At 67.2% G+C, this 17477-nt stretch carries 32 protein-coding genes; all 32 read right to left on the reverse strand.

Annotation, left to right across the window (positions count from 1 at the left end; translation table 11 throughout):
- Positions 1 to 140: 140 nt before the first annotated feature.
- Positions 141 to 701 (reverse strand): 50S ribosomal protein L17, encoded by a 561-nt coding sequence (gene rplQ / locus HCU62_RS04950; RefSeq protein ID WP_163297495.1) that lies wholly within the window; start codon positions 699 to 701, stop codon positions 141 to 143.
- Positions 698 to 1747, reverse strand: a complete 1050-nt coding sequence (locus HCU62_RS04955; protein WP_163297494.1) for a DNA-directed RNA polymerase subunit alpha — start codon at positions 1745 to 1747, stop codon at positions 698 to 700. The genes rplQ and HCU62_RS04955 overlap by 4 nt, the downstream gene beginning before the upstream one ends.
- Positions 1748 to 1798: 51 nt before the next feature.
- Complete coding sequence (gene rpsD, locus HCU62_RS04960) at positions 1799 to 2428, reverse strand: 30S ribosomal protein S4 (protein ID WP_163297493.1); 630 nt, start codon at positions 2426 to 2428, stop codon at positions 1799 to 1801.
- Positions 2429 to 2488: 60 nt separating this feature from the next.
- The gene (gene rpsK, locus HCU62_RS04965; RefSeq protein WP_163297492.1) at positions 2489 to 2878 is read right to left on the reverse strand and encodes a 30S ribosomal protein S11; all 390 of its coding nucleotides are present in this window, start codon (positions 2876 to 2878) and stop codon (positions 2489 to 2491) included.
- Between the two features lie 60 nt (positions 2879 to 2938).
- Entirely contained in the window at positions 2939 to 3307 is a 369-nt protein-coding gene (rpsM, locus tag HCU62_RS04970) for a 30S ribosomal protein S13 (protein ID WP_163297491.1), read from the reverse strand.
- A gap of 9 nt (positions 3308 to 3316) precedes the next feature.
- Positions 3317 to 3430 carry a 50S ribosomal protein L36 gene (rpmJ, locus tag HCU62_RS04975; protein ID WP_163297490.1) on the reverse strand — a complete coding sequence of 38 codons (114 nt, stop codon included), beginning with the start codon at positions 3428 to 3430 and terminating at the stop codon, positions 3317 to 3319.
- A 36-nt stretch (positions 3431 to 3466) separates the two neighbouring features.
- Complete coding sequence (gene infA / locus HCU62_RS04980) at positions 3467 to 3685, reverse strand: translation initiation factor IF-1 (protein WP_163297489.1); 219 nt, start codon at positions 3683 to 3685, stop codon at positions 3467 to 3469.
- A 53-nt stretch (positions 3686 to 3738) separates the two neighbouring features.
- Positions 3739 to 4512 (reverse strand): type I methionyl aminopeptidase, encoded by a 774-nt coding sequence (gene map / locus HCU62_RS04985; protein WP_163297488.1) that lies wholly within the window; start codon positions 4510 to 4512, stop codon positions 3739 to 3741.
- Positions 4513 to 4670: 158 nt separating this feature from the next.
- Positions 4671 to 5984, reverse strand: coding sequence for a preprotein translocase subunit SecY (gene secY / locus HCU62_RS04990; RefSeq protein ID WP_163297487.1), 1314 nt, complete (start codon positions 5982 to 5984; stop codon positions 4671 to 4673).
- 14 nt (positions 5985 to 5998) lie between these two features.
- A complete protein-coding gene (gene rplO / locus HCU62_RS04995; RefSeq protein WP_163297486.1) occupies positions 5999 to 6445 on the reverse strand; it encodes a 50S ribosomal protein L15 in 447 nt (148 codons plus the stop codon).
- 38 nt (positions 6446 to 6483) lie between these two features.
- Positions 6484 to 6990: a 30S ribosomal protein S5 gene (gene rpsE / locus HCU62_RS05000; RefSeq protein ID WP_163297485.1), complete on the reverse strand. Its 507-nt coding sequence runs from the start codon at positions 6988 to 6990 to the stop codon at positions 6484 to 6486.
- Between the two features lie 146 nt (positions 6991 to 7136).
- Positions 7137 to 7508, reverse strand: a complete 372-nt coding sequence (rplR, locus tag HCU62_RS05005) for a 50S ribosomal protein L18 (RefSeq protein ID WP_163297484.1) — start codon at positions 7506 to 7508, stop codon at positions 7137 to 7139.
- A gap of 39 nt (positions 7509 to 7547) precedes the next feature.
- The gene (gene rplF, locus HCU62_RS05010; protein ID WP_163297483.1) at positions 7548 to 8093 is read right to left on the reverse strand and encodes a 50S ribosomal protein L6; all 546 of its coding nucleotides are present in this window, start codon (positions 8091 to 8093) and stop codon (positions 7548 to 7550) included.
- A 12-nt stretch (positions 8094 to 8105) separates the two neighbouring features.
- Positions 8106 to 8501 (reverse strand): 30S ribosomal protein S8, encoded by a 396-nt coding sequence (gene rpsH / locus HCU62_RS05015; protein WP_163297482.1) that lies wholly within the window; start codon positions 8499 to 8501, stop codon positions 8106 to 8108.
- 22 nt (positions 8502 to 8523) lie between these two features.
- Positions 8524 to 8709, reverse strand: a complete 186-nt coding sequence (locus HCU62_RS05020) for a type Z 30S ribosomal protein S14 (protein ID WP_163297481.1) — start codon at positions 8707 to 8709, stop codon at positions 8524 to 8526.
- 18 nt (positions 8710 to 8727) lie between these two features.
- A complete protein-coding gene (gene rplE, locus HCU62_RS05025; protein ID WP_163297480.1) occupies positions 8728 to 9267 on the reverse strand; it encodes a 50S ribosomal protein L5 in 540 nt (179 codons plus the stop codon).
- Positions 9268 to 9289: 22 nt separating this feature from the next.
- Positions 9290 to 9625 (reverse strand): 50S ribosomal protein L24, encoded by a 336-nt coding sequence (gene rplX / locus HCU62_RS05030; RefSeq protein ID WP_163297479.1) that lies wholly within the window; start codon positions 9623 to 9625, stop codon positions 9290 to 9292.
- A gap of 12 nt (positions 9626 to 9637) precedes the next feature.
- A complete protein-coding gene (rplN, locus tag HCU62_RS05035) occupies positions 9638 to 10006 on the reverse strand; it encodes a 50S ribosomal protein L14 (protein ID WP_163297478.1) in 369 nt (122 codons plus the stop codon).
- Positions 10007 to 10034: 28 nt separating this feature from the next.
- A complete protein-coding gene (rpsQ, locus tag HCU62_RS05040) occupies positions 10035 to 10295 on the reverse strand; it encodes a 30S ribosomal protein S17 (RefSeq protein ID WP_163297477.1) in 261 nt (86 codons plus the stop codon).
- Entirely contained in the window at positions 10292 to 10516 is a 225-nt protein-coding gene (gene rpmC / locus HCU62_RS05045) for a 50S ribosomal protein L29 (protein WP_163297476.1), read from the reverse strand. Before rpmC ends, rpsQ begins: the two co-directional genes overlap by 4 nt.
- Complete coding sequence (gene rplP / locus HCU62_RS05050; protein WP_163297475.1) at positions 10513 to 10929, reverse strand: 50S ribosomal protein L16; 417 nt, start codon at positions 10927 to 10929, stop codon at positions 10513 to 10515. The genes rpmC and rplP overlap by 4 nt, the downstream gene beginning before the upstream one ends.
- A 37-nt stretch (positions 10930 to 10966) precedes the next feature.
- On the reverse strand, positions 10967 to 11626 hold the full coding sequence (rpsC, locus tag HCU62_RS05055) for a 30S ribosomal protein S3 (RefSeq protein ID WP_163297474.1): 660 nt from the start codon (positions 11624 to 11626) through the stop codon (positions 10967 to 10969).
- A 17-nt stretch (positions 11627 to 11643) separates the two neighbouring features.
- Positions 11644 to 11976, reverse strand: coding sequence for a 50S ribosomal protein L22 (gene rplV / locus HCU62_RS05060; protein WP_163297473.1), 333 nt, complete (start codon positions 11974 to 11976; stop codon positions 11644 to 11646).
- A 9-nt stretch (positions 11977 to 11985) separates the two neighbouring features.
- Entirely contained in the window at positions 11986 to 12270 is a 285-nt protein-coding gene (rpsS, locus tag HCU62_RS05065; RefSeq protein ID WP_163297472.1) for a 30S ribosomal protein S19, read from the reverse strand.
- A 15-nt stretch (positions 12271 to 12285) separates the two neighbouring features.
- Positions 12286 to 13110: a 50S ribosomal protein L2 gene (gene rplB / locus HCU62_RS05070; protein ID WP_163297471.1), complete on the reverse strand. Its 825-nt coding sequence runs from the start codon at positions 13108 to 13110 to the stop codon at positions 12286 to 12288.
- An 11-nt stretch (positions 13111 to 13121) separates the two neighbouring features.
- Positions 13122 to 13412, reverse strand: a complete 291-nt coding sequence (locus HCU62_RS05075; RefSeq protein WP_163297470.1) for a 50S ribosomal protein L23 — start codon at positions 13410 to 13412, stop codon at positions 13122 to 13124.
- Complete coding sequence (gene rplD, locus HCU62_RS05080; protein WP_163297469.1) at positions 13409 to 14032, reverse strand: 50S ribosomal protein L4; 624 nt, start codon at positions 14030 to 14032, stop codon at positions 13409 to 13411. The genes HCU62_RS05075 and rplD overlap by 4 nt, the downstream gene beginning before the upstream one ends.
- A 17-nt stretch (positions 14033 to 14049) precedes the next feature.
- On the reverse strand, positions 14050 to 14679 hold the full coding sequence (gene rplC / locus HCU62_RS05085) for a 50S ribosomal protein L3 (RefSeq protein WP_163297468.1): 630 nt from the start codon (positions 14677 to 14679) through the stop codon (positions 14050 to 14052).
- An 18-nt stretch (positions 14680 to 14697) separates the two neighbouring features.
- Positions 14698 to 15006 (reverse strand): 30S ribosomal protein S10, encoded by a 309-nt coding sequence (gene rpsJ / locus HCU62_RS05090; RefSeq protein ID WP_163297520.1) that lies wholly within the window; start codon positions 15004 to 15006, stop codon positions 14698 to 14700.
- A gap of 54 nt (positions 15007 to 15060) precedes the next feature.
- Entirely contained in the window at positions 15061 to 16251 is a 1191-nt protein-coding gene (gene tuf / locus HCU62_RS05095) for an elongation factor Tu (protein WP_169755471.1), read from the reverse strand.
- Between the two features lie 123 nt (positions 16252 to 16374).
- A complete protein-coding gene (gene rpsG, locus HCU62_RS05100; RefSeq protein ID WP_163299573.1) occupies positions 16375 to 16845 on the reverse strand; it encodes a 30S ribosomal protein S7 in 471 nt (156 codons plus the stop codon).
- Between the two features lie 45 nt (positions 16846 to 16890).
- Positions 16891 to 17262 (reverse strand): 30S ribosomal protein S12, encoded by a 372-nt coding sequence (gene rpsL, locus HCU62_RS05105; protein ID WP_163299575.1) that lies wholly within the window; start codon positions 17260 to 17262, stop codon positions 16891 to 16893.
- Positions 17263 to 17477 lie beyond the last annotated feature (215 nt).

A 17477-nucleotide genomic window follows, 5' to 3' on the forward strand; every position in this document is an offset into this window, starting at 1 on the left:
ACCACATCCCCCTGCCATTTATCCGAACGAAAAACGCCCCCGGAGGTCGTGCCTCCGAGGGCGATCATGGCCCTACAGAACAGATTGTAGATTTTTTATATCTCGATCCGGGCCTCGTGTCAAGGGCACGGACCGAGGACCTACTCGGCCGGCTCCTCCGGGGGGGTGTCCTCCTTTGCCGGAGCTTCTGCCTCGGGCGCCGTGGCCTCCTCTGCAGGCGCTGCCGCCTCGGGGGAAGAAGACTCGCCCTCCACCGGGGCCGCGGCCTCGACGGCCGCCTTTCGGGCCCGCTGTCCGCCCCCGCCCTTCTTGGAACGGGCCTTCTTTTTCGTCGGTTTCTCGAGGGGCTCCGTGACCATCTCCACCACGGCGGTCATGGCGGCATCCCCCCGCCGGGGGCCGAGACGGATGACCCGGGTGTAGCCGCCGCTGCGGTCGGCCATCTGCTGCCGCCATTCGCCGAAGAGCCGGGCCACCACGTCCTTGTCCCGGACCACCGCCTGGGCCTGGCGCCGGGCATGGAGCCCGCCGTCCTTTGCCAAGGTCACCATCCGGTCGGCCACGCGCCGCAGCTCCTTCGCCCGGGTGACCGTGGTCACCACCCGCCCGTGTTCCAAGAGGGAAGTCACCATGTTCCGCAACATGGCCTCCCGGTGGGCCATGCTGCGGCCCAGCCGTCGTGTTCGCCTTCGGTGTCTCATGACGCGGATCCTTCCTCAGCGGCCTCCTCCACCGTCTCGCCCTCGGGGGGAGACGGGGGCGTCCATCCCTCGACCTTCATCCCGAGTCGCAGGCCCATCCCGTCCAGCATGGTCCGGATCTCGGCGAGGGACTTCCGGCCGAAGTTCTTGGTCTTGAGCATCTCCTGCTCGGTCTTCTGGATGAGCTCGCCGATGTAATTGATGTTGGCGTTTTTCAGGCAGTTGGCGGACCGGACGGAGAGCTCCAGCTCGTCCACGGTCCGGTTGAGGTACTCCTCCGGGACCTCCTCGGCCGGGCCTTCCGCCTCCGCGGGCTCCTCCGCCTCGTCGAAGTTGATGAAGACGGTGAGCTGCTCCTTCAAAATCTTGGCGGCGTAGGCCACGGCATCCTCGGGAGTCACGCTCTCGTCGGTCCAAACCTCCAAGGTGAGCTTGTCGTAGTCGGTGATCTGGCCCACGCGGGCCCGGGAGACCACGAAGTTCACCTTCTCGATGGGCGAGTAGAGGGCGTCGATGGCCAGGGTGCCGATGGGGGCATCGGGGTCCTTGTGGCGCTCGGCCGGTTCGTACCCCTTGCCCCACTGAGCCACCATCTCCATCCGGAGTTCCCCCTCGGGCCCGAGGGTGGCGATGTGGTGATCCTTGTTCAGGATCTCGACCCCTCCCTCCGGCGCCACGATGTCACCGGCGGTCACGGGGCCCTCGCCCTTCTTCTCGAGGCGGAGGGGCCGGGGCTCGTCCTGGAAGAGCTTCAGACGGACGCCCTTGAGGTTCAGGACGATGTCCGTCACGTCCTCGATGACGCCGGGGACGCTGGTCAACTCGTGGAGCACTCCATCGATCTTGACCGAGACGATGGCCGCCCCCTGGAGGGACGAAAGCAGGACACGCCGCAGGGCGGTGCCGAGGGTCATGCCGAAGCCGCGCTCCAAGGGTTCGCAGACGAACTTCCCGTAGGAAGACGTCCGGGTCTCCTTGTCGATCTCGAGTCGATTCGGCCGGATGAGTTCCCGCCAGTTCCGATAGTATGGTGTCTGTTCCGCCATGATGCCCTTCCGTGGTCAGGTGTGTGCGGAGCCTGCCGCTCGCCCCCGTGGTTACTTGGAGTAGAACTCGACGATGTACTGTTCCTGGATGGGGATCGTGACGTGGGTTCTCTCCGGCATCGCCTTGACGACGCCCAGCATCTTGTCGGCGTCGAGGTCGAGCCACTCGGGCACCCCGCGCCGGGCCACGGCCTCGAGGGCCTGCAGGATGGCCGGCATCTTGCGGCTCTTCTCCTTCACCTGGATGGCATCACCGACCTTTACCAGGTAGGACGGGATGTCCACCTTGCGGCCGTTGACGGTGATGTGTCCATGGCGCACCAGCTGCCGGGCCTGGGCGCGGGACTCGGCCAGGCCGAGCCGGTAGACCGCGTTGTCGAGCCGGCGCTCCAGGAGCACGATGAGGTTGGCGCCCGTGACTCCCTTCTGGCGGTCGGCCTTCCCGAAGTAGCCCCGGAACTGCCCCTCCTGCATGCCGTAGATGCGACGCAGCCGCTGCTTCTCGCGCAGCCGGATGCCGTAGTCGGACTCCTTCATCCGACGGCCCTGCCCGTGCTGCCCGGGGACATAACTCCGGCGTTCATAGGCGCACTTGTCGGAGAAGCACCGGTCTCCCTTGAGGAAGAGCTTCATTCCCTCCCGCCGGCAAAGGCGGCATCGTGGTCCAGTATATCTCGCCAAGGTCTTTCCTCCGTGTGGGCGGCACCCGCCGGGGCCGGTCCCCGGCCGGGCGGCCGGTCCCTAGACTCGCCGCCGCTTCGGCGGCCGGCAACCGTTGTGGGGAATCGGTGTGACGTCCCGAATCACCGTGACCTGGAACCCGGCCGCCTGGAGGGCGCGCAGCGCCGCCTCGCGCCCGGAGCCGGGCCCCTTGATGTGGACCTCCACCGAACGCATGCCGTGATCGGCGGCCCTGCGGGCGGCGTTCTCGGCCGCCACCTGGGCCGCGAAGGGCGTCCCCTTGCGCGAGCCCTTGAACCCCTGGGTCCCGGCGCTCGCCCAGGAGACGGCGTTGCCCTGCTTGTCCGTGATGGTCACGATGGTGTTGTTGAAGGTGGCGCGGATATGCACGATCCCTTCCGGGATGTTCTTCTTTTCGCGTCGCCCGCCTTTTCTCGGGGCTGCAGCCATGTGAACGGTTCCTCCCTGTCCTCGGATGCACCCGGCGGCGCCCGCCGGGCCCTTCGGTGGCTACCTCTTCTTCTTGATGGCGGCCCGTCGCGGTCCCTTCCGCGTGCGGGCGTTGGTCTTGGTGCGCTGGCCGCGGACGGGCAGCCCCCGCCGGTGCCGGAGGCCCCGGTAGCAGCCGAGGTCCATGAGCCGCTTGATGTTCATGGTGACCTCGCGCCGGAGATCACCCTCGACCTTGTACTCGCTGTCGATGACCCTCCGGATGGCGGAGATGTCGGCATCGGTGAGCTCGTCGGTCTTCAGGTTCTCGTCCACGCCGGCCTTGGCCAAGATCTGCCGGGCGGTGGTCCGCCCGATGCCGTAGATGTAGGTCAGCGCAATGGCCATGCGCTTGTTTCTCGGAAGATCCACTCCTGCGATGCGTGCCACGTCTCCCCCCTAGCCCTGGCGCTGCTTGTGCCGGGGATTCGTGCAAATCACCCGCACGATGCCCTTGCGCCGGATCACCCGGCAGTTCTTGCACCGAGGTTTCACGGATGCCCTGACCTTCATGTCGTCCTCCCCGGGCCTCGCCTCGGCCCGTTCGGCCTACCTGGCCCTGTAAACGATGCGCCCGCGGCTCAGGTCGTAGGGGGACAGTTCCACGGTCACCGTGTCACCGGGCAGGATCCGGATGTAGTGCATCCGCATCTTTCCGGAGATGTGCGCCAGGACCTTGTGCCCGTTCTCGAGCTCCACGCGGAACATCGCGTTGGGAAGCGTCTCGAGCACCTTCCCCTCGACCTGGATTGCGTCGCCTTTGGCCATGTTGCTTCCTTCGCGCCGGCCGCCGGGGCCGGCAGGTCTGTTGCCCCCGAAAATCAGTCCAGCCGGCTCAACACCACCGGCCCGTCCTCGGTGATGGCCACCGAGTGCTCGAAGTGGGCGGAGAGTTTCCCGTCCGCCGTGACGGCCGTCCAGCCGTCTTCCAGGACCCGGACGTCCGGGCCGCCCTCGTTGACCATGGGCTCGATGGCGAGCACCATTCCGGGCCTAAGCCGCGGCCCCTGGCCGGGGCGCCCGAAGTTGGGGACCTCGGGCGGCTCGTGCAACGCCGTGCCGATGCCGTGCCCCACGAACTTCCGAACCACGCTGAAGCCCGCCGCCTCCACCACGCCCTGGATGGCGGCGGATATGTCCTGGAGGTGACGCCCCGGCCGGGCCTCGGCGATTCCCGCATCGAGGCACCGCCGGGTGACCTCCACCAGGCGCGCCGCGGTGGACCCAGGGTGTTCCCCCACGATCACCGAGAGGGCGGCGTCGCCGTAATAGCCGTCCACCACGGCCCCCACGTCCATGCTCACCAGATCGCCGTCGGCGATGCGCCGGCGGGGCGACGGGATGCCGTGGACCACCTCTTCGTTGATGGACACGCAGAGGCTGGCCGGATACCCGTGGTATCCCAGGAAGGCGGGCTTGCCGCCCCGCCGTTCGATCCCCTCCCGTGTCATCCGGTCGAGATCCGCCGTAGTCTGGCCGGGGCCGACGGCCGCCGCCAGTTCGGCCAGAACCTCGGCCACCACCCGGTTGGCCGCCCGGAGGCGCTCGATCTCCCACGGCGCCTTCAGCACGATGCGGCGGTGCGGTGCCTTCATGCCGCCGGCACCGCCCCGGGTGCCGGGCACCCGCCGCCTCGCGGGGGAGCGCCGTGGACCGAAACGAAAAGCATACACCAATTTTCCCGGCTGGCAAGGTCCCTTGCCGCCGTGAACGGCCGTCGCCGCCCCGCCGCAACCGGTCGCTCCATGGGGGATCATCCCCTCCGGCCCCGGAGGCGCCCGCCGGCCCGCATGAAACCCTCGTAGTTCCGCATCACCAGGTGAGATTCCACCTGGGCCATGGTGTCCATGGCCACCCCCACCACGATGAGGAGCGATGTGCCGCCGAAGAAGAAAGAAACGTGCAACTTCGAGATGAGGATGCTCGGCAGCACGCAGATGGCGGAGACGTAGACGGCGCCCACCAGGGTGATCCGGGTGAGGACCCGGTCGATGTATTCCGACGTCCGCCGGCCGGGGCGGATGCCCGGTATGTAGCCCCCGTGGTTCTTGAGGTTGTCGGCGATGTCCGCCGGGTTGAAGACGATGGCCGTGTAGAAGTAACAAAAGAACACGATGAGGGCCACGTAGATACTTTCGTAGGCGAAGGTCCCGGGCACGATGGCCTGGGAGATCCGCTGGAGCCACGGCGCCTGGATGAAGTTGGCGATGGTGGCCGGAAACAGCATGATGGACGAGGCGAAGATCGGGGGGATGACCCCCGCCGTGTTCACGCGGAGGGGCAGGTGGGACGACTGCCCCCCGTAGACCCGGCGCCCCACCACCCGGCGGGCGTACTGGATGGGAATCCGCCGGTGGGACCGCTCCATGAAGCAGATGAAGGCCACGATGGCCGGCATCATGATGAGCAGGAAGGCCACGGTGGCCCCATGGAGCTCCCCCGTCCGCATCAGCTGGAAGGTGTCGGTGACCGCCGCGGGCATCCGGGCCACGATGCCGGCGAAGATGATGAGCGAGATGCCGTTGCCGATCCCGCGCTCCGTGATCTGCTCGCCCAGCCACATGAGGAAGACCGTACCGGCCATGAGGGTGAGCGCGGTGAGGAGCCGGAACCCCCAGCCGGGATAGAGCACCACCGGCACCCCGGCGGGGGACGTCATGCCCTCGAGCCCCACGGCGATCCCGAAGCCCTGGAAGAGACTGAGGGCCACGGTGCCGTACCGGGTGTACTGGCTGATCTTCTTCCGGCCCGCCTCCCCCTCCTTCTTGAGGGCCTCGAGGTGCGGAACGGCCACGGTCAGAAGCTGCAGGATGATGGAGGCACTGATGTAGGGCATGATGCCGAGGGCGAGGATGGACATCCGCTGCATGGCGCCCCCGGAGAACATGTTGAACATCCCGAAGAGGGTGCCCGCGGTCCGCTCGAAGAAGGCGGCCAGGGCGGTGGCGTCGATCCCCGGCGTCGGCACCTGGACGCCGACCCGGTAGACGGCCAGCATGAAGAGGGTGAAGAGGATCCGGCGCCGAAGCTCCGGGACTCGTCCCAACCCCTGGATTCCGCCTTGCACCCCGGCCTCCCCGCCTACTCGACGATCTCGAGGGTGCCGCCGGCGGCCTCGATCTTCTGCCGGGCGCTCTTGCTGGCGGCGTGGGCCCGCACGGTGACGGCCCGGGTGATCTCTCCCTCGCCGAGGATCTTGAGCAGGTGGAACCGCTTCCGAACGGGCCCCTTGGACTGCGCCACCTCGAGGTCGATCACGCCTTCGTGCGCGATCTTGTCAAGATCCCCCACGTTGAGGATGCCGTAGACCTTCCGGAACGGGTTCTTGAAACCCCGCTTGGGCAGGCGCCGGTAGATGGGCATCTGCCCGCCCTCGAAGCCGGCCGGCACCCCGCCGCCGGAGCGGGCCCCCTGCCCCTTCTGCCCGCGGCAGGCCGTCTTGCCGTGGCCGGAGCCGGGGCCCCGGCCGACCCGCTTGGGCGACTTCTTGGATCCGGGATGGGGCTTCAGGTTCTGTAGCGTCTTCATAGGATCTCTGCCTCACTCTCCGGCGGCCGGCCCGGGGCTCACGCCGCCACGACCTCTTCCACCGGCCGCCCGCGCCGGGCCGCCACGGCGGCCGCGTCCTGGAGGGCGGCCAACCCCGCGAAGGTGGCCCGGATCACGTTGTGGGGGTTGTTGGTCCCGAGGCACTTGGTCAGGATGTCGTGGACGCCCGCCGCCTCCATGACGGCACGGACCGCCGCCCCCGCGATGACGCCGGTCCCCGGCGAGGCCGGCTTCAAGAGCACCCGCCCGGCGCCGAAATGCCCCACCACCTCGTGAGGGAGGGTGGAACCGACCAGCGGCACCTGGATCATGTGCTTGCGGGCCCTCTCGGCGGCCTTCCGGAGCGCCTCGGGCACCTCCTTGGCCTTGCCGAGGCCGAAACCCACGCGCCCGGCCCCGTCTCCAACCACCGTGAGCGCGCTGAAACTGAAGCGCCGGCCGCCCTTGACGACCTTGGCCACCCGGTTGATGAAGACGATCTTCTCGATGAATTCCTGTTCGTTCTGGCTCTGAGTGGGCTGCAACGCACTCCCCCTTGGTTCCTAACCCGGCACCTCGGGCCGCCGGCCCCCGGCAGCGCCTTGTCGTGTCGGACTCATCCCCGGCCGGCGTCCGGCCGCGGCACCTTGCGGCGGCACGGACGCCGGGCGCCCGGGCCGCCCCCGTCGCCTCAAAACTCCAGGCCGCCCTCCCTGGCCCCGTCGGCCAGGGCCTTGACCCGCCCGTGGTAGAGGAAACCGCCCCGGTCGAAGGCAACCCGGGTGATCCCCTTCTCCTTGGCCACGCGGGCGAGCATGCGCCCCACCTCGGCGGCCACGGCGGTCTTGCCGCCCTCGGGCCGGGCTCCCTCCCGGAGCTCGCGGCTCAAGGAGGAGGCGGCGGCGAGGGTCCGCCCCGCCTCGTCGTCGATGAGCTGGGCATAGATATGCCGAGCGCTCCGGAACACCGCCAGCCGCGGCCGGCTCACGGTCCCGAAGACGCGCTTGCGGATGCGGCGGCGGCGCTTCTCCCGTGCCAATACCTTTGGATTCGTCTTTCCCATTTCACTTCACCCCGGGCACCCGCGGCACACCGCGCCCGTCTATTTCCCGGCGGCCTTTCCGGCCTTGCGGATGATGGTCTCGTCGGCGTACTGGACCCCCTTGCCCTTGTAGGGTTCGGGCGGCCGCAGGGCGCGGATGCGCGCGGCGGTCTGGCCGAGCAGTTCCTTGTCGGTGCCCTCCAGGGTCACCGAGATCTCCTTCTGGCGCTCCACCTTGGCCGTGATCCCCTCGGGAAGCGGGAAATCGATGGGATGGGAATAGCCCAGGTGAAGCCGCAAGCCGCCGCCGGTCTCCTCGACCTTGAACCCGACGCCGTTGACGAGCAGCTTCTTGCGGAACCCCTCGCTCACCCCCACCACCATGTTGTTGACCAGCGCCCGGGTCAGCCCGTGGAGCGCCCGCGCCTGGCGGGTGTCGTTGGGGCGCCGTACGTGGAGTTCCTGGCCTTCCTGCTCCACGGTGATCATCGGGTGCAGTTCCCGGTCGAGGGTCCCCCTGGGACCGGCGACCGTGATCCGCCGTCCCTCGATGGTGACCTTGACCCCGGACGGCACCGGGATGGGCATCTTACCGATACGCGACATGGCTCCTCACTCCTACCAGATGGCGCACATCACCTCGCCGCCGACCCCTTCCCGCCGGGCCTGGGCATCCGTCAACATCCCCTTGGAGGTCGAGACGATGGCGACACCGAGCCCGTGGTTGATCCGCGGCAGCTCGTCCTTGCCGCAATAGAGGCGGCGGCCGGGCGTGCTGAGCCGCTTGAGGCCGTGGATGACGCTCCGACCCCCGGCGTACTTGAGATAGACACGCAGGACGCCCTGCTTGTTGTCCTTGATGACCTTGTAGTTGGCGATATAGCCGAGTTCCTTCATCAGGCGCGCCAGCTCGATCTTGGTGCCGGAAGCGGGGATGTCGACCCGATCGTGCCGGCTGCCCGCGGCGTTCCGGATGCGGGTGAGCATGTCCGCAATGGGGTCCGTCATTGACATGCGCGTCTCTCCTGGTCCTGGTTTACCAGCTGGCCTTGGTCACGCCGGGGATGAGCCCGCGCGAGGCCATGGTGCGAAAACAGATCCGGCACAGGCCGAACTTCCGGATAAAGGCACGGGGCCGCCCGCACACCGGGCACCGGTTGTGTTTCCGGACCCGGAACTTCGGTTCTCTCTTCGCCTTGTTGATGAGCGCCTTGCGAGCCACGAAATCCTCCAGTGCGTCCTACTTGCGAAACGGCATCCCGAGGCCGGCCAAAAGGTCCCTGGCCTCGTCGTCGGTCTCCGCGGTGGTGACGATGGTCACGTTCATCCCCTTGACCTTGTCGATGGAATCGTAGTCGACCTCGGGAAAGATGATGTGCTCCCGGATCCCGAGGGTGTAGTTGCCCCGCCCGTCGAAGGCCCGGGGGGAGACGCCGCGGAAATCCCGAACCCGCGGCAGCGCTATGGTCATGAGGCGGGCGAGGAAATCGTACATCCGGCGCCGCCGGAGCGTCACCCGGCATCCGATGGGCATGCCTTCCCGCACCTTGAAGGCGGCGATGGACTTCTTGGCCCGGGTGATGACCGGCCGCTGGCCGGCGATCTGGGCCATCTCCTCCACGGCCGAGTCCAGGACCTTGGGGTTCTGGATGGCCTCCCCGAGGCCCATGTTCAGGACCACCTTCTCGAGCCGAGGCACCTCCAGCGGGTTCTTGTAGCCGTACTTCGCCATGAGCTGGCCGGCCACCTCGTTCTTGTATCTCTCTTCCAGCAGCGTCATATCCTGGGAGCCTCCACCAAAGCTACTTGGCTTCGGTTGCAATGACCTCGCCGCACTTCTTGCACACCCGGACCTTCTCCCCGTTCTCCAGGACCTTCCACCGGATGCGCACGGGATCCGTGCACTTGTCGCAGATGAGCATGAGGTTCGACAGGTGGACGGGACCTTCCTTCTCGATGATGCCCCCCTGGGAGCCGGGACCGGGACGGGTGTGCCGCTTGATGATGTTGACCCCCTCCACGGTGGCGCGGCCCTTCTTGGTCAGGATGGAGAGGATCCGCCCGGCCTTTCCCTTGTCCTTGCCCGCGATGACCATCACGCGGTCGTTCTTCCTGAGGTATGTCTTGACCCGTTTCATCGGCTGCACCTGTCAGAGGACCTCGGGCGCCAACGAGATGATCTTCATGTAGCGCTTGGCCCTGAGCTCCCGGGCCACCGGTCCGAAGATCCGGGTCCCGACGGGCTCTCCGTACTGGTTGATGAGGACGGCGGCGTTCTCGTCGAAGCGGATGGAGGAGCCGTCACCCCGCTGGATCTCCTTCCGCGTCCGGACGATCACCGCCTTGGCCACGTCGCCCTTCTTCACCTTGGAATTGGGCAGCGCCTCCTTGACGGACACCACGATGACGTCGCCGATCCGGGCATAACGCCGGCCGGTCCCCCCGAGCACGCGGATGCAGAGCACCCGCTTGGCCCCGGAGTTGTCCGCCACGTTGAGCATGGATTCCTGCTGGATCATGCCGAGCTTCCCCTCGCCGCGCGCCGGATCAGACGGCGCGCTCCAGAATCTGTTTGACCCGCCAACGCTTGCGCCGGCTGACGGGGCGGTGTTCCTCGATCATGACGGTGTCACCGCTGCGGCAGTCGTTGGCGGGATCGTGGGCCATGTACTTCTTGTGCCGCAAGACGTATTTGCCGTAGATGGGATGCCGGAACCGGCGCCGGACCAGCACGACCACGCCCTTGTCCATCTTGTCGCTCGTCACCACCCCGACGAGCGTCCGCCTCTGTCCCTTCTCGCTGTTCATGCCTCACTCCCGGGCCCACCGGCCGACACGCCGCGGCGCCTCTCCTGCAGGATGGTCTTCACCCTGGCGATGGTCCGGCGCACGGACCGGATCCGCATGGGATTCTCGAGCTGGTGCGTCGCGGTCTGAAACCGGAGATTGAAGAGCTCCTGCCGCAATTCGGCCTCTCGGGCGGCGAGTTCCTCGAGGCTCAGCTCCCGAAGTTCCTTCGCGCTGGTCATAGCTGTTCACTCCTGGCCACGATCTTCGTGGGGATGGGCAATTTCTGCTGGGCCAGCCGCAGGGCCTCCCTGGCCAGGTCCTCGGAGACGCCTTCCATCTCGTAGAGGATGCGCCCGGGCTTGACCACCGCCACCCACTCCTCGACGCTGCCCTTCCCCTTGCCCATGCGGGTCTCCGCCGGCTTCTTGGAGACGGGCTTGTCGGGGAAGAAGCGGATCCAGATCTTGCCGCCGCGCCGCACGTGGCGGGTGATGGCGATACGGGCGGCCTCGATCTGCCGGGCGGTGATCCGCCCGCGCCCGAGGGCCTTGAGACCGTAGTCGCCGAAGGCCAGGGTGTTGCCACGATGGGCCACACCCCGGACGCGCCCCTTCTGTTGCTTGCGGTACTTGACCTTTTTTGGACTCAGCATGGGTGCCTCGCAGCATCAAGGCGTCGGGCGGGAGGAACTAGATCCCGAGCGCCGCCGCCTCCGCCTCCTTCTCCGGCAGGACCTCGCCCTTGAAGATCCAGACCTTCACCCCGATGACGCCGTAGGTGGTCTTGGCCTCGGCGAACCCGTAGTCGATGTCGGCCCGCAGGGTATGGAGCGGGACCCGTCCCTCCCGGTACCACTCGCGCCGGGACATCTCGGCGCCGCCGAGCCGGCCGGCGCAGGCGATCCGAACCCCCTGTGCGCCGAACTTCAGGGCCATGGAGACGGCCCGCTTCATGGCCCGGCGGAAGGCGATCCGCCGCACCAGCTGCCCCGCCACGTTCTCGGCCACCAGCTGGGCGTCCACCTCGGGCCGCCGGACCTCGACGATGTCGATGGCCACCGGCCGCTTCACCAGCTTCTCCACGCCCTTCTTGAGGGCCTCGATCTCGACCCCCTTCTTGCCGATCACGATCCCGGGCCGGGCCGTGTGGATCTTGAGGCGCAGCCGCTGCGCCGCCCGCTCGATCTCGATCTTGGAGATCCCCGCGTGGGCCACCTTCTCCTTCACGTAGGTCCGGACCAGGTGATCCTCGTACACGAGGTCGGCAACCCCCTTCTCAGCGAACCAGCGGGAATCCCAGGTCCGGATGACCTTGAGTCTCAGCCCCACGGGATTGACTTTCTGTCCCAAAACCCCCTCCTGCGCCCTTAGGCTTCGTCGAGAACCACGGTGATGTGGGACAGGCGATGGCGGATCCCATACGCCCGGCCCATGGCCCGGGGCCGCCAGCGCTTGAGCTGCGGACCCTGGTCCACGAGAATCTGCTTCACGTAGAGGGTATCCACGTCGATGCTCGGATTCTGGTCGGCGTTGGCCACGGCGGACTCGAGGACCTTCTTGATGAGCCGCGCGGCCTTCCGGGGCGTGAAAGACAAGGTGTAGATGGCCTCGGAGACCGGCTTGCCGCGGACCGTGTCGGCCACCAACCGGGCCTTCCGGGGGGACACCCTGAGATATCGAGCCACTGCCTTGGCTTCCATGGTCGCTCCCTACTTCCGTCCCACCTTGGACTTCTTCCCGGCGGCATGGCCGTAGAAAGTCCGGGTGGGCGAAAACTCCCCGAGCTTGTGACCGACCATGTTCTCGGTCACGAAGACCGGGATGAACTTGCGCCCGTTGTGCACCGCGAAGGTCATGCCCACCATCTCGGGCAGGATGGTGGAACGCCGGGACCACGTCTTGATGACCCGCCGGTCCTTGGTCTCGCGGGCCCTCTGCACCTTCTCCAGGAGGTGGGCGTCGACGAAGGGTCCTTTCTTGACTGATCTAGGCACGCTGGTGTCCTCCGCTTACTTCCGGCGGCGCCGCACAATGAAGCGGTCGCTGGGCTTCTTCTTCCGGGTCCGGTACCCCTTGGTCGGCATGCCCCACGGGCTGCAGGGATGGCGCCCGCCGGAGGACCGCCCCTCGCCGCCGCCCATGGGATGGTCCACGGGGTTCATGGCCACGCCGCGGACCCTGGGCCGGCGGCCAAGCCACCGCGAGCGTCCCGCCTTGCCCAGGGAGACGTTCTCGTGGTCGAGGTTGCCCACCTGCCCCACCGTGGCGCGGCAGGTGTCGAGGAACATGCGGACCTCGCCGCTGGGAAGGCGCAACTGCACGTAGCGCCCCTCCTTGGCCATCACCTGGGCGGAGGTGCCGGCCCCGCGGACGATCTGGCCGCCCTTGCCCGGCCGGAGTTCCACGTTGTGGACCAGGGTGCCGAGCGGCATACTCCGGAGCGGCATGGAGTTGCCGGGCTTGACGTCCACGGCCTCGCCGGAGACCACGGCATCGCCCACCTTGAGCCCGTGGGGGGCGAGGATGTAGCGCTTCTCCCCGTCCGCGTAATGGAGCAGGGCGATTCGAGACGACCGGTTGGGATCGTACTCGATGGCGGCCACCTTGGCGGGCACATCCAGCTTGTCGCGCCGGAAGTCGATGACGCGGTACTTGCGCTTGTGCCCCCCGCCCCGGCGCCGGGCGGTGACCCGGCCGTAGACGTTCCGGCCGCCGGACCGCTTGAGGGGGCGGACCAGGGACCGCTCCGGTTCCTTCCGGGTGAGATCGGGATCCACCAGGACGGTCATGTCACGTCGGCCCGGGGATACCGGCTTGTACTTTCTGACGGGCATCGGTCGCTCCTCTACACGCCTTCGAAGAAGTCGATGCGGTCGCCGGGCCGAAGGCGGACGATGGCCTTCTTGGTGGCGGAGCGCCGGCCGAAGTGCCGGCCCATCCGCTTGGGCTTCCCCTTGACGTTGACCATCCGGACGGACTGCACCTTCACATTGAACAGGGCCTCCACCGCCTGCCTGACCTGGATCTTGTTGGCGCGCCGATCCACCCGGAAGACCACCTGCTCCGAGGTCTCCTTGAGGAGCGTGGACTTCTCGGTGATCAGCGGGGCCTTGAGTATGTCGTGGTGGCCGCTCATGGCTGCAACCTCTCCTGGATCCGCGCCACCGCCGGCTCGTGCAGGATCACGTGCTCGTACCTGAGCAGGTCGTAGACGTTGAGCCCGTCCTGGGGGAGCACCTTCACGTTGGGAAGGTTCCGGGCCGACAGTTCCACGACCTCGTCCCGGCCGTCGATGACGATGACCGCCTTCTCCACCTCGAAACGGCGAAGCAACGCCGCCATGTCCTTCGTCTTGATCCGCTCGAGGCCGAATCCCCGGAGCACCGTGATCCGGTCGGACCGGAGCTTGTCGCTGAGGGCCATGCGCAGGGCCAGGCGCCGGACCTTCTTGGGCAGCGCGTAGCCGTAATCACGGGGCTTCGGGCCGAAGACCACGCCCCCGTGGCGCCACAGGGGAGAACGCACGCTCCCCGCACGGGCCCGGCCGGTGCCTTTCTGCCGCCAGGGCTTTCGGCCGCCGCCACTGACCTCGCCCCGGCCCTTGGTGGAGGCGGTGCCGGCCCGCCGCTTGGCACGCTGCCACTGGACCACCTCGTGGAGGACCCCCTCCTTGACGACCACGCCGAAGACGTCGTCGCTCACTTCCAGCTCTCCGACCTTGTTCCGGTCCGCATCGTAAACCGCCAGGGTGGCCATAACCGGTGGATCTCCTTTTACTTGCATTTCACGGTGACCAGCTGGTTGACGGCGCCCGGAACGCTGCCGCGGACCAAGAGGAGATTCTCCTCGGGCCGCGTGTCCACCACGAGGAGGTTGCGCACCGTGCGGCGATCCCCGCCCAGGCGGCCCGGCATGCGTTTCCCCTTGAGGACCCTGGAGGGCGTGGCGCTCATCCCGGCCGACCCGATGGCCCGGTGATGCTTCGATCCGTGCCCCATGGGCCCGCGGTGGAAACCCCAGCGCCGCACCACGCCGGCATAGCCGCGGCCCTTGCTCTGGCCGGTGACATCCACCAGCTCGCGGAGGTCGAGGTCCGCCAGCGTCAACACCTGGCCCACCTCGAAGGCGCCCGGATCGTCCACCCGGACCTCCCGGATGAAGGCGAAGGCCTCTTCGACGCCGGCCTTCTTCAGGTGCCCCGCCACGGGCCGGGTCAGGCGCCGCTTGGAGCGCCGCCCGAAACCGAGCTGGAGGGCATTGTAGCCTTCCCGGGCCTCGGTCTTCTTCTGGAGCACCGTGCACGGGCCGACCTCGATCACGGTGACCGGGACGGCACGGCCGTCTTCCGCGAAGACGCGGGTCATGCCGAGTTTCCGCCCCATCATGCCTTTCAGACCAGCCATGGATCCGTCCTTTTCACCCTACAGCTTGATCTCCACGTCCACACCGGCGGACAACTCGAGCTTCATCAGGGCGTCGATGGTCTGCTGGGTGGGCTCGAGGATGTCCACGAGCCGCTTGTGCGTCCGGACCTCGAACTGCTCCCTGGACTTCTTGTCCACGTGGGGAGAGCGCAACACCGTGTAGCGGCTGATGGCCGTGGGCAGGGGAATGGGGCCCGCGACCCGGGCCCCCGTCCGCTTCGCGGTATCCACGATCTCGCCCACGGACTGGTCCAGCTGCTTGTGATCGTACGCCTTGAGGCGGATGCGGATGCGCTGCGTGGGGATCATCATCGTTCGATGCCTCTCTCGTGGCTCGTCGGGGCGCGCCGCCCCTCCTTGTTACTCGAGGATGGCGCTGACGACGCCGGCGCCCACCGTGCGGCCGCCCTCGCGGATCGCAAATCGGAGACCCTCCTCCATGGCGATCGGCTGAATCAACTGCACCTCCATCGCCACGTTGTCCCCCGGCATCACCATCTCCACACCCTCCGGAAGCGTCACCACACCCGTCACGTCCGTCGTCCGAAAATAAAACTGCGGACGATACCCCGCAAAAAACGGCGTGTGCCGCCCCCCCTCCTCCTTGCTCAAAATGTAAACCTCCGCCTTGAACCGCGTGTGCGGCGTGATCGACCCAGGCTTCGCCACCACCTGACCACGCTCCACCTCGTCACGCTTCGTACCCCGAAGCAATACACCTATGTTGTCACCCGCACGACCCTCGTCCAAAAGCTTCCGAAACATCTCGAGACCCGTGCACGTCGTCTTCTGCGTCGGACGAAGACCCACTATCTCCACCTCGTCCCCCACGTGGATCACACCCCGCTCCACTCGACCCGTCACCACCGTCCCCCGACCGCTGATGCTGAAAACGTCCTCAATGGGCATCAAAAACGGCTTGTCCACGTCACGCTCGGGCTCCGGGATAAAATTGTCCAGCGCATCCATCAACTCCCAGATGCACTTCGTCTTCTCCTCGTCCTCCGGATTGTTCAGCGCCTCCAACGCGCTCCCCTTGATGATCGGAACGTCGTCGCCCGGAAACTCATACTTGCTCAACAGCTCCCGAAGCTCCAACTCCACCAGCTCGATCAGCTCCGGATCGTCCACCATGTCACACTTGTTCAAAAACACCACAATCGCAGGAACTCCCACCTGCCGCGCCAACAAGATGTGCTCCCGCGTCTGCGGCATCGGACCGTCGTCGGCGCCCACCACCAAAATCGCACCGTCCATCTGCGCCGCACCCGTGATCATGTTCTTGATGTAGTCCGCGTGACCCGGACAATCCACGTGCGCGTAGTGCCGCTTCTCCGTCTCGTACTCCACGTGCGCCGTCGCAATCGTGATACCGCGCTCCCGCTCCTCCGGCGCCTTGTCAATCTCCTCAAACGGCGTGTGATCCGCCCACCCCTTCTTCGACAGCACCGCCGTGATCGCCGACGTCAACGTCGTCTTCCCATGGTCAATGTGACCAATCGTCCCCACGTTCACGTGCGGCTTCGTACGCTCGAACTTCTTCTTGCTCATGGTTCTGTCCTCCCCTGTCTGCCGGGGATCCTCCCCTGGGCGAAAAGTTGTGAGATGCAGCCGACGCGTACCCGACCTCGGCGCCCGGCTTCGGCCGGGCGCGCCCCGGTCCGCGGGCCGCCGCTACCAGCGGTAATGGGCGAAGGCCTTGTTGGCCTCGGCCATCCGGTGCGTGTCTTCCTTCTTCTTGAACGCGGCGCCCCGTTTCTGGTAGGCCTCCAGGATCTCGGCGGCCAGGCGCTGCGACATGGTCTTCTCCCCCCGCTTCTGGGCGAAACCCACCAGCCAGCGGATGGCGAGGGCCTGGCGCCGGTTCGGCCGCACCTCCACGGGCACCTGGTAGGTGGCACCGCCCACCCGGCGCGACCGGACTTCCACCGCGGGCTTTACGTTCTCCATGGCCTGGTTGAAGACCTTCAGGGGATCCTCCTTGGCCCGCCGCTCGACGAGTTCCATGGCGTCGTAGAAGATCCGGCGCGCCAGGCTCTTCTTGCCCCGGCGCATGAGCCCGTTGATGAACTTCGCCACCAGGACGCTGTTGAACTTCGGGTCCGGCGGGACGATCCGCTTTGGAACTTCTCTTCTTCTGGGCATCGCTTCCCTACCCGTTCCGGTTGCGCCGCTCCGGCGGCGGACGGACTACTTCGGCCGCTTCGTGCCGTACTTGGACCTGGCCTTCTTGCGATCCGCCACCCCCAGCGCGTCGAGGGTGCCGCGGATGATATGGTAGCGGACACCGGGCAGGTCCTTGACGCGGCCGCCGCGGATGAGCACCACCGAGTGCTCCTGGAGATTGTGCCCGATGCCGGGGATATAGGACGTCACCTCCACCCCGTTGGTCAAACGGACACGAGCCACCTTCCGAAGGGCCGAGTTGGGCTTCTTCGGCGTGGTGGTATAGACGCGGGTGCACACGCCCCGGCGCTGTGGACAGGCATCCAGGGCCGGCGCCTTGTTCTTCTTCTTGACCTGTCTGCGGCCCTTGCGGACCAGTTGGTTGATGGTCGGCATCCGTCACTCCTCTCCTGGGGCCGGCGGGAAGGCCCCTCCCGGCTCGATGCAAGACGGCACCACCCCCGTTTGGCCCCCACGAAGGGACAAAACGAGGCGCGCCAAAAACAAAGCCTGCATGTAATACAGGGTTCCCCTTTCCTTGTCAACCCCCTGCCCACCGGCATTCGCCGGGGAGCGGGCCCTTCCGGATGCCGCGTCCCGAGAGGGGACAT

It is taken from the genome of Dissulfurirhabdus thermomarina, from assembly GCF_012979235.1.
Classification (GTDB): domain Bacteria; phylum Desulfobacterota; class Dissulfuribacteria; order Dissulfuribacterales; family Dissulfurirhabdaceae; genus Dissulfurirhabdus; species Dissulfurirhabdus thermomarina.